Genomic DNA, 13984 nt, shown 5'->3' with positions numbered 1-13984 from the left:
CATAACCCTGTACTTTTGCAGTATGGTAATGAGTGATGATCTGCAGGTGCGCTGGTGGAACCTGGAAGCAAAATTGGTGGAACGTTTTGGGAAAAAGCCGGATATGGAAACGCTTTTGTTCCTGATCGGCATCCAGGAATTCGGACAGATAAAACCCAAATTCTCCAAGGAGCAAAAGCAGGACCTGATGCATGTGGCTATTTGTAGCTTGCTGACGCCCAGCGGCTACTATGTTTATGAAGGAAAAGACAAGGATGGCTGGCCCCATTTTAAGCAGCTCAAACAAATGCCGGTAATGAGCCCGGTGGAGCAGGAAAACTTTTTAAAGGACCATGTACTGCTCTATTTTGAAGAGCACGGCATCTGATACAGCTAAACGATAAAAATATGCAGGTGTAAATACTACTCCCGGGCGACCTGGGCTCCTGAATATCCAGGAGATTGCAATAGTCACCTGCCTTCTATTGATGAAGATCCGGTTTCGGTGCCGGTTTTACCTGGTTCGCGCATCGTATTTTACACGTGTATTCCATACAATATAATGCATTTGCCCAGATTCAGGTTTTTCCAATAGACAAATGTCATTCAGGCCTCATCTGCCGGCAGACAAGATCTGAATGGCATTTGAAAGGCCGCGGCATTACTTATTTCCCGTTCCGGCCAGTTCCTTACAGAAGTAGAGCCCTGCTTCTGCGATTGCAGGGTTTAACCTCGACGACTCTATTTCAATTTTTACTTCAGCGGCGGTTATGGGGGCAAAATGAAGCAACCGTTTATACCCGATAGTGGTTTCGTTTGCAAAAGGTTTCCACTCACCGCTCTCCTTATACCAGGCACTGAATTTTTCCACGCGCTGTCCCACCCGGATATTTTCCTGGAGCGAAAGCACATTGAAGGTAGCCGGCTTTTTTAATTTGAAGAGGATGGTAGCAGCCGTATCCGTGCCGGTTGTGGTAAAATGCGTGGCATTGTTGCCGTCCAGCAAGGCACCGGTACGTATTCCATTCCTGCAAAGCATGGTTGCCCCTTTAAGGTAATTGGTGCTGAAAAGCCGGTTCCGTATCTGCGTCCATTCCCGCAGCGATCTGATATCGGCATCGGCGATAAGTCCCCGTTTGTTGGGCGGAATATTCAGCAGCAACACACTGTTCATTCCTACCGATGTAAAATAAATCTTCAGCAGTTCTTCCGGCGTTTTCACTTTTTTATCCTGGTCTTCATGATAGAACCAGCCCGGTCTTATGGATACATCCGTTTCGGCCGGGTACCACACCAATCCCTTTGCCTGTACAATTTTTTCGCGGCTTCCGAGATCGTCTCCCTTCAGATCGCTAACGGGTTTAAACAGCATTCCCTGCTGCGAGTTTGCAGCAATCTGTCCCTGGTCCAGGTTGTTAGTGGTTACCACGCTCCATTCCATCCGGCGTCCGCGACCGGTTTCGGTGCCTACCCACCGCACATCAGGTCCCATAATGGCAATGGTTGCCTGTGGCTGCAATTTCCGTATCAGCTGATACCAACGGTTAAAATCATAGACCTGCTTTTTACCGTTAGGTCCCTCGCCGTTGGCCCCGTCAAACCAAACCTCATCTACTTTTCCATAGCGGGTAAGCAGTTCCGTTAGCTGCCGTACAAAGAAATCATTATAGGCTTCGGTACCATAAACCGGGGCATTCCGGTCCCAGGGAGACAGGTAGACCCCAAAGCCCATATTGAGTTTTTTACAGGCCTCCGCTACTTCTTTTACCACATCGCCCTGCCCGTTCTTCCAGGGACTGCTTTTTACGGAATGTGCTGTGGTAGCAGTGGGCCATAAACAGAACCCGTCGTGATGTTTAGCCGTGATGATCACCTGTTTAAAGCCCGCATCCTTTACGGTCTTTACCCATTGCTGCGCATCCAGCGCCGTTGGATTAAAGATCGCCGGGTCTTCTTTACCATCGCCCCATTCCCTGCCGGTAAATGTATTGATGCCAAAGTGAAAGAAGGCGGTGAGCTCCAGCTGCTGCCAGCGCAACTGTCGTGCGGTAGGCACCACGTTGGCTGCTTTTTGGATGATCTGTTTTTCAGATTCACCCGGAGCAATTGCTACATAATTTTCTTTTTGGGCCTGTATCGTTCCGCAAGCGGATATCAGTCCCACAGTCATCAGTAAGTGCTTCATCTTCATTTTTACGCTGTCTTTGATTCAAAAAGGAGAGGTTGTATCAAAAAACCAATGATACAACCTCTTACCCATTCACGGTTTAATGTTACGATTTATTTTTGAATTTGTCAATCCAGAAGCGGCAGTTCTTCAAGAGTGGGCATGAATATGATTTTTCTAAAATCTCTTGTCTTCCAGAATAAAAAGCATTCCGTATCTGAATCCAGCATCCTGTTTGTTTACAATTGCCGGATCCGGAACACATAACTTCCCGACTGTTGCAACCTGCGGGCAGTCAGTACTACCCGGCTGAGCTGCTTTCCCCAAACGGATGATAAGCGGGCATCATCCTGGGGAACCGTTTCAACGGTGGCTTCAAAATCCCGGCTGTTGTACATAAATTCGGCTTTGCCCTGCGCCTGCTCGATCAGGATTTTTCCGGGTGCTTCCTTTTTTACGGAGCCATAGCAAAGGAAATGAACCCTGTTTTCCTTTTCCGGACGGTTGATCGAGAACTGGTCTTTTATTTCCAGCAGGCCGTTGGTAAGCCGGTAACTCCGCAACCAGCGTATTACGCCGGCGGCTTCGGGATACGCCTTGCTGATATCCAGCGAAAAGGTTTTTGTGGCTTCCCGGAATTGCGCATCCCGGGCTTTATAAGCGGCCCCGTTCTTCTGTTCGTACCCGTTAATTACCGGTACATTATGATAGCCGCTTTGCATGGTCCAGATGGAGTACCGCCCCGGACCAAAAGTTTGGCGGGTATAAGTGCCCACACCGGCATCGATAAACACCGGAACATCGTTCATGTACACATTGAACGTACCGACGTCGTTATGGTTATGACTTTCATTGTTATGCCCTCCTTTACCGGCGAAGAAAAGCGTTCCCTGCTTCATAAAGCACACCTGGGTTTGCGGGTACCAGGTTACCGCCGGAATATCGTGCGCGGCTGTAGCAGCGGCCAGATCGTTATCAAAGCGCAGCGTTTGAAACAACCGGTAGGCATCTCTCCCTGCCACAGGTACCTGTCCTTCTTTCCGGCTGTTGCGGATAAGCGCAGCCAGTTGCACCATTTCTGCGCTATTCACCGCCTTGCCGTAGCGGTAAATCAATGGCGCATCCGGATAAAGCTTTGCGGAGGCATCTGCAAAATTCACCACCCAGCCGTTGCCCACATATGCACGGGAGATATAGGTGCCCATATTTTTAATGATGGGTTCCCCGAAAAGGGAAATCTTCCCACCCGTAATATCATACAGCAGCTGAAGATAATCATAAAGTTTGCCGGCGGCATGTCCCCAGTAAGACGGGCCTTCTTCACAGGCACCGTCTTCATTGGTGTAATTGATAAATTGGTCTACAGACATCATTGTCCGGTAAACGGCTCGGGCCAGTTTCTCCGGGTCATCTTCAATGAGGGCAAATGTTTGCAGCACATTGGAATTGCACCAGGGGTTCCAGTTATTTACCAGGTCTCCGGGTTTGTACCGCAGGGCCATCCACCAAAGATGGTCTGTTTGCATATAAGGCACCAGGATACGGTCTTCCAGTTCTTTTTTCAACCGCATCTCCAGCAGCGGGTTTATTTTTTTAAATGCATCATGAAAATAATAATAGATCCAGGCAAACAACGATCCCATATCTCCGGCCATCAGATCAATGACCTGCTCCCGGTGATCCGGAAATCCGATTTTACTTGTCTGCAGGCTCAGGTGCGCCGACAATGCCCAGGAAGTCATTTCACAAGCGGCAAAAACACCATTGGCCAGCTGATCGAGGTACCGGCCCTTTCCCTCTGCCAGCTCCGCAGCAAAGAGGTTTACAATTGTTGTAATATTCTCGTTCAGGGGTGTTTCCATCACCACCCGGGAGCCGCTACGGGTATATTCCAGGTAGTCGGTGGCTTTTATCACTTTCCATTGATAGGCCAACGCCGCATTGCCTCTTTCAATAAAAGCATTTTTGTACACACCGGTTAGCCGGTCCCATCCGGCGCGGTCCGTATATGCCGGATACGGGATCCATTGTTGCCGGGGCAGCAGCATGCTTTTGATCTGTTGCACATTGCCCTGTTTTTGCAGCAGGTTCCGTTGCTCGTACGCAAAGGAAACCGCGGGCAGCAGCATACATGCCATCAGCAGGATGCCCATCCATCCCGGAAATAAAAATTTGATTTTTCTTTTCATATACCTGTTTTGATGATCCGGCATTACTGTTACCACAAGCAGCCGGATTCCTGCCGGTGCTACCATTTTTTGCCTGACTATGCCTTTTAAATAAATGCAACCATCGCTTTCACAATCGCCCGGGCACCGAAAGATAATAAAATCGAATGTTGGCGCCATAAAAAAAGCGGACCCTTCCGGATCCGCTCATCAAAAAATTGTAAAAACCTACAGTCCTCCAAAACTCAACCCGATGGTATACGGTTTAATTTCAGGACCTGCACCATCTTTCAGCAATTTGGTAAACTGGTAGGTGCCAAACAGGGTAAAATGGCCAACGCCTATACGGGCAGTACCTACAACCCTTGTGGTATTAAAATAACGTTTACTGGATTCTTTCAGCACGTAGTCACCTCCGGACTGCAGCACTCTTGACCGGGTAGCAGCTTTGATCATGGTTCCTAATTTTACACCCAGCGCCACTTTAAAACTACGATCGCTGTGTTCCGGATCCGATACAAAGCGCAATTCCACGGGAGCCTCCAGGTAAGCGGTAGAAAGTTTCGTCTTTTTCACGTCAAAACGCGCGGTATCATTAAACGGAAGCCGTGTACCGGTAGCCTTTACGTTTGCAAAATTCAGATTTTTATCCAGGGTCATATGATCCGAACCGATGCCCAACCCGATGGCTGCGCTCAGTTTCTGATTGCTCTTGAATGGAAAGTCGAGCATAAAATACGCGTTGATACTCCGGGGCAGATTTCCGGTTTTAATGCTGTCTGGCAAGCTCGCCCAGTTGGTGTATCCAAGCTGCAGCAAAAAATGATCATTCGCCCGCTTGGAAAGATCATACTTCTTCTTTTTAGGTTTGGGAGGATTGGCAGCCACAACGGCAGCTGCTACAGACGTATCAACCTGCGCATACAACGCTCCGCCCAATAAAAAGCTGGCAACCAGGAATAGAACTATTTTCTTCATAAATATTTTAAGTTGCGCAAATATAGCTTGTCTTTGGGTTAAAATTAGGTTAATACCCCCTTGTTCTTGGAAAACTTTTCTCCCTGAAAATGGAACTTTCTGCTTGCGGAATGATTATTTTGTTTAATTTCGCCCTCCCCCGGAGGAAACCGGTTCCGCCAGGGCATGATCAAATTACCAGGTTCTTTTTACATATTATTTGCTGTTTACAGCATTGGTCCTATAGCTCAGCCGGTTAGAGCATCTGACTCATAATCAGAGGGTCCCTGGTTCGAGCCCAGGTGGGACCACTTAAAAATCAAGCACTTACAAAAATGTAGGTGCTTTTTTATTTGTACCCACTATATAGAGATACTTTATTGTTGCATGCAAAACGCCTGTACCCTTTAGGCTTTTGAAGCCCGATCTCAAATATGTTGAACCAAGGAGTAATGAGTGATGGCAATCCGGATTGGGTATAGAAAATTTTTTCATGGAAAGGCATCGAAAGATAAATCAAGCCCGAAGTAGCTCGTATTCCAACGGCCTCCTCATAAATTGAACATAATTGAGGATTGAGGATCTGAGTGGCATCATGAAAATGCACTTTCCCGGATTTTCCAAAGCGAATACTTTTTTAGGTATTATGTAGTTTTCGGCTTTGCAAGGAAGCATATAAAGTCCTTTATACAACTGACAGCTTCTGCCTGTTTGGACTTTTTATCCGGTAAGTTCCACACTCATGAAAAATCATCCAGCATATCCAGTGTTGGTACAAAGAACAGACTTCCTGTTTTTGCGGTGCTGAAATCCAATAGCCGGTCATAATTTCCCGCAGGCTCACCGATGAACATTTTATCCAGCATTTTTTTAACCGTGCTGAAGGTACTTGCATAGGCAATAAAATAAGTACCCATTTCATTGCTTCCGATATTTCCAAAGGGCATATTATCCCGAATGACCTTAAAATCATCACCCACATTGGCCACAGCACTGTGCGAATTTTTGGGTTTTACATCATCCGGCATTTCTATATCACTAGCCTTATGCCGGCCAAACACCGCTTCCTGTTCGGGCAGGGACAATGCCTTAAATGCTTTCAGATCGTGGATGTATTTCTGAACAAAGAGATAGCTACCTCCTTTATACGCTGGGTCGCTATCGCCTACCAGGCCAAAATAAGCCCGCTCTTTTTCCCCATGCGGGTTTTCGGTACCATCTACAAACCCCAAAATAGACCGCCCGTCCCAATACCTGAAACCGTGCACTTCTTCCACACATACCGCCACGGGTGTTAACACATCGGATATGGCCGCAGCCATATCATAACAGATGCCTCTATTGTTAAACGACCGGAGATGAAAATGCAGATCCCCTTTGGTTGCCACAGCGGTATGCTTTTCCCCGGCAATGGGCGTAAATTGTTCCAATTCTTTGGGAAGCGGAGCCGGGAGCTGCAGCCGTAACCAGGCTTCATGCCCGATACCCATTACACAGCTTTCACTATCATCCTGAAATCGGACATCTGCAGAATGATTCAGGTTGATCACCAATGCGCAAAGTCTTTTGAATGCATCGTTGGCATCTACGTTGTCCTTAAAATTCCAAACCATGAACAGCGTATTGTTACCATGATAATCCAGTACGTTTTGGGGGGTGGGGTCTGTATACAACATCGTTCTTCTGAGTTGAAAGATTCTTACCTGATGATTTTTTTACAAAGATATAAGCCTGCCATGAACCGGTTCATTTTTCTTCTAATCGTTTTGTTATCGCAGCCACTGCTATTTCGTTGATCTTTTTCCAATTCCGTTTTCCCGAAGGCAATGTCATATGCTCCAGGTTGGAGTGTGCAATGAGCAATTCCACATCATCCGGAGCATTTACCGCTAACGGAGCGAAAAGAACCGCCACATCCCCGTTAAACCCGGCCGATTTGTCGACATGGCCCTCGCCGGTAAGCCGGCCATACAATGGTTTTGCCGTGTAATGCCCATACAGATGATCGCCGATCCTGAGATCATGAAAATTATCGCGATGCAAGGGATAACGAAAATAATACCCTATACGCCGCAATTTTCGAAGTGCATCCAGGTCGAGGTCATCAATCATGCAGGCAAAGTTCCTGTTTTACATCGAAAGTAACTTCTGCAACTGCCGGTTGACTTTTAAAAGTTGCCTTTCGGCCGCCTTAGCAGGAATCCCCAAAAGCATCGCGATCTCTTTATTGGAATACCCCCCAACATGCCGGAGCTCAAACAATTCCTTATCCTTTGGAGGCAATGATTCAAGCGCCTGCAGCACATCCGGATTCAATTGGTAGGTATCATCAGCCAGCACGAACAACGCCACCTGTTTTCCATCCTCCGTTATTAAAAAGCTGTCGCGGAAACGGTATTTCCGGCTCAGCCAGCCAATAAACGTCAGGCGTGCATTACGGAATATTTGTTCATTCAATGTACCTTCTTCAGAAAGTGCATCCCGGTGTGTCCATAAATTTATAAATACCCGTTGGGTTAAATCTTTTGAATCTGCTGCATTTTGAGTTTGCTTGAGGAAATAGCGGTATACTTTGCGCCAGAACCGATCAAACACTTCGGAAAAGATCCTATAGTTCCCCTCCTTTACGGCTTTAATTGTCTTCGTTTCCATACCGAAACCCTTTATTGATAAGCATCCATGAACAGACACCCGTTTCACTGATTAAAATGCCCGTTAAAGATGATTGCTGCAGCCTGATAAGGCCAGTAAAAAGGGCATTTCAAATCCGGCATCAAGATGCTACATAATTTGTATATTCAACTCATAAAGAATGTCGAATATTATTCAAATAATATCGATAATTGTAACTGCTACGCATAAGCTGCCCCCCCTCATATTTCTTTACTGCATCAGAACGGCTACTTCATGCGTGCCGCATAAACAGGTTAAGCGCCTTTACACCAGCCCGAAGCATCCGCTTCCTGCATGAAAGATTTATAACAACTACAGAAGCGAGGCCCTGCACAATGAAGGTTATGCTGCTTGCAGGCACTGCTTTCGCCGGGCAAGTACGCTGTTAAATAAAACAATAGGCCCAGAAAACTCCGGACCTATTTCCCTCTATTGCATGTACTGGCCGTCTTACTAAAAAGAAGGACGGGGCAGACATAACCTACTTTATGCTATTCAGCAACCACTTTTATCACTTTGGAATAATTAGTGGTCGTGCCATCGATATTGACCTGACCGATCCGCAAATAAACCGTAGGATATTCGCCTGATGCATCAACATCTCTTTTGTTTTTGCGGCAACCAATGCTACCTGCTGTCATTAACAGCACCAGGGAAAACAGCATCATTTTTGGTTTGGACTGTCTTACGGATAATACAACTGAAATGGCTAACAGTAACAACACGCCCATCTGCCAAAATGAAAAGCCCAAAGCTGTTGAAACCTCTTTCCACTCTTTACTATACTCATATTCAATTTCAGCAGTAGAGTTACCACCTGTTGCCTTTGTAGGCACAACATCCGCTGTTCTAAACGCTTTCCCGTCTTTAGACAATTCAATAGAAAACGATTTATTCGCATTTTCTGTAAATGTTGACCAGTGAACGCTCAATTTTCCGTTACTAAAACTGGCGCTGGTAAAGCCGAATGCAACGGGTAAAGCGCCATCCGTGAACGTATACGCTACCGTATTATCATTATCCAGTTTTATATTGCCGCCGGCTCCCTGCTGTATATTTACGTTTGCGCCATTCCCATTGGAAGCACCCGCCTGGGCAGGTGTGGATGCTGCCGAAAATACGCCCTCAACAACAACCGGTCCTCCTACAGGTGTCATTGGGTCTGTTGCCCCGGGAATATCCTGTTTTTGAATACCTTTCACCGTTGCGGTTCCTGCATTGTAGGTCCAATCGAAGAACGCAGCTCCAGCACCGGTAACCTGGGGAATACCGTTACCGTCTACTATGGGCGTAAACTTATTCAGGCTGATGGTAACTGAAGTAGGAACAACTCCCATTGGAATAGGACTGTTCGAAAGATTTTGAAAATTAAAGCTAAACTTCCCCTGGCCGTTCACAAGCCCCGGACTGGGAGTAACCGTTGCTCCGTTAACCGCCGGATCCTGTGCATTTAAACCACTATACATCATTAAGGCCAGGACAAAACCACAAAGCTTTTTCATATTATTATTTTTTAATTTAAAGAATATTATACCCAACGTTTACAATTCATTGAGTCATTAAACTATTTACCATCAGTTGCCTGAGGAAGGCGTATACTTAATGGTTTCTGTATCTGTATTATTGCTTTCTATACTTTCGCCTCCGGAGCCGCCGAATATTCTTGCTAAAATATTATCAGACCCTGATGTGCTGCCCGCGTTGAAGGAAACGGTGATACCAAATATCGATGCAGAGGCTCCCGCAATTGTTTGCTTTTGGTTGGTGCCGCCAAGTTTAAAGACATAGTTCACATTATTGGCGTCTACTCCCACATATTCCCAATCTGCATTTTGTACCGGTTGCCCGTTTATCGTAGATAAGCTGGGATTATACGCTTCCAGTGTAAAGTTGGGCGACTTGGCAATCAGTATATACACCGGCGACGTTGTAGTTGCGTTACCATTAGTGGTATACGTGGTTACCCGCAATCCTACTGCCTTCGCTCCCACTACCTGGGTAGGCTCGGCCAGGATACTGATACTCAGATCGATTACCGATCCCTTCACATTTATGTACAAGGTAGCCAAGGCTTTGGCGCCCTTACTGTCTGTGTTGGTATAGGTAAACTGGGCAGTTCCTATAAAACCTGTTGCAGGTGTATAAGTATACGTGCCATCCGCATTTAGCACAAATGTGCCATAACTATTCGTAACATTTTGGGTAGTAATTGCCTGAGGATCGCCTTCTGCATCCATATCATTTGTTTTTACATTACCTGTTACTGCGGTGCCGATTATCGTTTCTGCAAAGTCATCTGATGCTGTTGTTGTATTCGCTGCTGCCGGTTTTACGTCTATGATCACATATGCAACGCTGCATTTGTTTCCAGGAGTTTCACAGATACTATAGGTAAGAGAATCCTTCCCGGTAAATCCTGTTGCAGGAACATAGGTCACTGTTTTATCCGGGTTTACCGATGCGGTTCCGGAGGATGGAGCGTCGACGATCACTGGCGTTCCCAATGTACCCCCGTTACTGCTGTGATCGTTCACCAGTACCTTTATATTCACCGGTGCTTCCATATTTGTTGTAGCAATATCTGTATTGGCCACCGGAGGGTTTATATTCGAAGTAGTATCCGTTACGGTAATGGTCAGATTTTGTGCTTCACAGGCATTGCCGCCTGTACAGGCCGTAACATTATAACTGTACACCCCTATCGCGCTGGCAGAAAATGTATAATCGCCATTAGGATTCAGGTTGATCGTTGCTCCGGAAGGATTCGGCTGACCGTCTGCGCCATTTACCGGCACTGCGTTGGAATACGTGAGCGTGGTTCCCGACGGCACCTGATCGTTTGAAGCCACTGAACCGGTAACCGGTTTATTAACGGTAGTATAATTAATATCGGGATTTGTCAGTCCGTTACCCTCCGCCCCGCTACCTTTAGTATACACATACAGGGTTGCATTTGCGACTGCACCTTTATTATCGGCATTGTTATATTTGAATTGTGCGGTACCGGCAAAACCTGCAGCCGGCGTAAACGTATAGCTGCCATCTGTGTTCTGTACAAAGGTACCATAGCTATTGGTAACATTTTGCGGCGTGATGGATTGGGGATCACCCTCCGGATCAACATCATTTGTTTTTATGTTGCCGCTCACCGCTGTGCCCGAAAGGGTTTGATTATAATCGTCTGCCGCTGCCGTTGAATTGATCTCAACCGGCCTTACATCTACAATCACATACGCCTGGCCGCATTTGTTCCCCGGATTTTCGCAAACCGTATAGGTGATGGTGTCTTTTCCAACAAACCCCGCTTCGGGCGTATACGTAAGTGTATTATTGCCGTTGATGGCGGCCGTTCCGTGCGTCGGAGCATCTGATACCACAGGTGTACCCAATGTACCACCGGGGTTGCTGCCATGATCATTCGCAAGTATGGCTACGGTAACCGGTTTTCCTGTATTCGTGGCTGTAGCATCGGTATTAACCACCGGAAGATTTGCATTCGATCCGGGATCCGTAACGGAAACCGTCAGGTTCTGCACCTCGCAATTACCAGAGCCGGTACATATGGTGGTACTATAACTATATATACCAGGTGTGGCGGTGCTGAACGTATATGTACCATTCGAATTCAGGTTGATGGTAGCATTGGCGGGATTCGCCTGTCCATCGGCTCCATTTACCGGAACCGCATTAGTATACGTGGTTCCCGATGGCACCTGGTCATTGGTTTCCAAAGAGCCGGTAACAGGCTTATTAATCGTGGTATAATTGATATCCGGGCTGGTTTTGAATACAGAGCAATTCAGGCCCGGCGTTCCCGGAACAACATAGCGGGTATCAATAACAGCATTGAATACATCCATATTCCGGATAGCTGTTCCCAGCGAATTTACGGTGAAACGGATCTCATCATAGGGCTGGGTGGTGATGAAGCCCACATTCCGGACACCATAGTTATTAAATATGGGCAATAAAACGGTTAGTCCGATCAATTGACTGGCCGATTTAGATTCAACCTGCGCACCATTGTTATAAGTCGTAATAGTAATCGCACTAAGCAGATCGCCGAACAGCAACCCGTTATTATCGCGGATCATAAAGCCTGCAAAGCTTCCGGCCGGGTATGTATTGGCACCGTCCGCCACAGCAATCGACCCCTGGGTTCCGATTCCCGCTATCAATTGAATATTGGCGTAATCCGTGGGATTGGCATTCACCAGATTCCAGGCATCCCCAACCTTACATGCAGCACAAGCCGCGCCTGTAATTCCGGTACGGGCACCATCAATGACCACTCCATACTCCGGAGTCTTCAGCAACACGGTAGTATTACAGGGAAGCGATCCTGCACAGTTCTTTTGCCATACCGCATCATAAATTTTCACATTGCCCAGATCGCCGCCGGCAAGCTGGCTGAAGGTGAGCTTTACTTCATCAAATTCGGTATTGGCAATCAACCCCACTGTTTGCCGCGTGGTACCGGTAAGCAAATTAGACGTTCCCCCAATAATTAACGCGTTGCCGGTACCCGACTGTACAACCACCCCTTCTTTTAACAGTTGTACGGTTGCTGCATTCAGCGCATTTATATTCAGCAGTGTATTTGTTTCCACATCAAATCCGGCAAAGGTCCCCACTGCATAGGTTGTAACAGCATCCCTTACAGCAACACTGCCCGAAACACCGATACTGGCTGTAAATGTCATGGTTGCATAGGTGTTCGCATTGCCGTCGATCATGGCATCCATCCCGGAAATAGCGCAACTGGCGCAGGCTACGTTATTGATGCCCGTATGGAACATATCCACATATACCGGTTGCTGTACATTCGCATTCATACGAGTAAGGGTGTTACATTGCAGCGTACCCGCGCAGAAACGCTTAATCACAGCCGCATACACCTGGGTTTCGCCAATATTAACACCCACCGGTTGCGAAATTGTATAGCGTATTTCATCAAACGCCTTGGTGGTTGCAAAGCCAAGCGTTTGCTGTGATGAGCCTGTCAAAACAGGCAGGGAAAGCATCAAACTATTTCCGGTTGCGCTTTCCTGTTCTATACCATCTAAATAGGTAGTTACCTTAGAATTAGAAATCAAACTACCACTGGCAAGCGATGCATTGGATACAATAAAGCCTGCAAAATAACCCGCCGGCAATGCAGATCCTGCATTTCTTACAGCAACATGCGCTGAAGCAAGTACGTTTATATTGGGCATGGTGATCGTTGCCGAATTGGCTGTACTCGGATCAACCACATTTTCTATATTGGAAAAAACCTGTCCCAGCAAATCTGCGCTAAGACCGGTTGTTCCGGTACTTACCGTTGCCGGATAAACATTCTGCACGAATGGCGTGCTTACATTACAGGCGGGCGCTGGTCCGGCTTGCGGCCGCAAAATTTCTGCGTGATATACCCTCCGTGTTGTACCAATTCCTGTTACGGAAAAAGTAATCCGGATACGGTCGAAGCTCTTGGCCGTAACAAATCCGACGCGTCCCTTACCTCCGCCAAGCAACGATACAGACGCGATCCCGTTGGATGCATTGTAGGTTTCCTGTAAGGTAGCACCAAGGAACGTTTCCAGTTTTATGTTGCTGGTTATATCCAGCAGTGTTCCCGTGCCAATTACAAAACCGGCATAAGACCCGGCTGGGTATGCATTGGGTCCCACGGCCAGGGGATCATGCACTTCAACCCATGCGGATGACAGCACCGATAAAAGCGCCTGCCAGCTTGAGGTATTGGTAACATCGTTATCAATGACCGTTGCTTCATTTTGAAAGTTCCCGGCCAATAGCCCACTATTGCCCTTTGCAACAGTAAGTGCCGGAAATTTGGCGAGCACCAATGGCTCATACGTATTGAAAGCAGCATTGGTTACCTGGGCATATGTCATGTATCCTCTGAGTGATGACAGGAACATAAGCAGGACAAACAAAACAGCAGGTTTAATGGCAGGTCTTAAAAGTAGATTGGTATTCATGGTTCTTATATTTTTGCTCCGGTTACATCATTAACCAGGAACGTAAAAGAATACGA

General features: G+C 46.9%; 9 protein-coding genes and 1 tRNA gene. 2 read left to right on the top strand and 8 right to left on the bottom strand.

Translation table 11 applies throughout. The features are described from left to right. The first annotated feature begins 22 nt into the window (after positions 1-22). Positions 23-367: a hypothetical protein gene (locus LQ567_RS20235; RefSeq protein WP_231007545.1), complete on the top strand. Its 345-nt coding sequence runs from the start codon at positions 23-25 to the stop codon at positions 365-367. Positions 368-640: 273 nt separating this feature from the next. Here LQ567_RS20235 and LQ567_RS20230 read toward each other — a convergent pair whose 3' ends face one another. The 3 genes from LQ567_RS20230 to LQ567_RS20220 all read right to left on the bottom strand — a co-directional run bounded on the left by LQ567_RS20230 (position 641) and on the right by LQ567_RS20220 (position 5292). Further along, the gene (locus LQ567_RS20230) at positions 641-2164 is read right to left on the bottom strand and encodes an alpha-L-fucosidase (protein WP_231007543.1); all 1524 of its coding nucleotides are present in this window, start codon (positions 2162-2164) and stop codon (positions 641-643) included. A gap of 221 nt (positions 2165-2385) precedes the next feature. Continuing rightward, positions 2386-4335 (bottom strand): heparinase II/III domain-containing protein, encoded by a 1950-nt coding sequence (locus LQ567_RS20225; protein ID WP_231007542.1) that lies wholly within the window; start codon positions 4333-4335, stop codon positions 2386-2388. Between the two features lie 207 nt (positions 4336-4542). Next, complete coding sequence (locus LQ567_RS20220) at positions 4543-5292, bottom strand: hypothetical protein (RefSeq protein ID WP_231007541.1); 750 nt, start codon at positions 5290-5292, stop codon at positions 4543-4545. A gap of 216 nt (positions 5293-5508) precedes the next feature. Between LQ567_RS20220 and LQ567_RS20215 the strand changes: the two genes are divergently transcribed. Then, a tRNA-Ile gene (locus LQ567_RS20215) sits at positions 5509-5582 on the top strand. A 429-nt stretch (positions 5583-6011) separates the two neighbouring features. Here the strand turns inward: LQ567_RS20215 and LQ567_RS20210 are convergent. The 5 genes from LQ567_RS20210 to LQ567_RS20190 form a co-directional block, all read right to left on the bottom strand. Beyond that, on the bottom strand, positions 6012-6947 hold the full coding sequence (locus LQ567_RS20210; RefSeq protein WP_231007540.1) for a Dyp-type peroxidase: 936 nt from the start codon (positions 6945-6947) through the stop codon (positions 6012-6014). Between the two features lie 70 nt (positions 6948-7017). Continuing rightward, positions 7018-7383 (bottom strand): hypothetical protein, encoded by a 366-nt coding sequence (locus tag LQ567_RS20205; RefSeq protein ID WP_231007539.1) that lies wholly within the window; start codon positions 7381-7383, stop codon positions 7018-7020. Positions 7384-7401: 18 nt separating this feature from the next. Beyond that, positions 7402-7923 (bottom strand): RNA polymerase sigma factor, encoded by a 522-nt coding sequence (locus tag LQ567_RS20200; protein ID WP_231007538.1) that lies wholly within the window; start codon positions 7921-7923, stop codon positions 7402-7404. Between the two features lie 512 nt (positions 7924-8435). Next, positions 8436-9446 (bottom strand): hypothetical protein, encoded by a 1011-nt coding sequence (locus tag LQ567_RS20195; protein WP_231007537.1) that lies wholly within the window; start codon positions 9444-9446, stop codon positions 8436-8438. A gap of 72 nt (positions 9447-9518) precedes the next feature. Further along, entirely contained in the window at positions 9519-13928 is a 4410-nt protein-coding gene (locus LQ567_RS20190; RefSeq protein WP_231007536.1) for a beta strand repeat-containing protein, read from the bottom strand. Between the last annotated feature and the right edge of the window lie 56 nt (positions 13929-13984).

Source organism: Niabella pedocola (genome assembly GCF_021044425.1).
GTDB classification, from domain to species: Bacteria; Bacteroidota; Bacteroidia; order Chitinophagales; family Chitinophagaceae; genus Niabella; species Niabella pedocola.
This window is presented reverse-complemented; position numbering and strand designations above follow the sequence as displayed.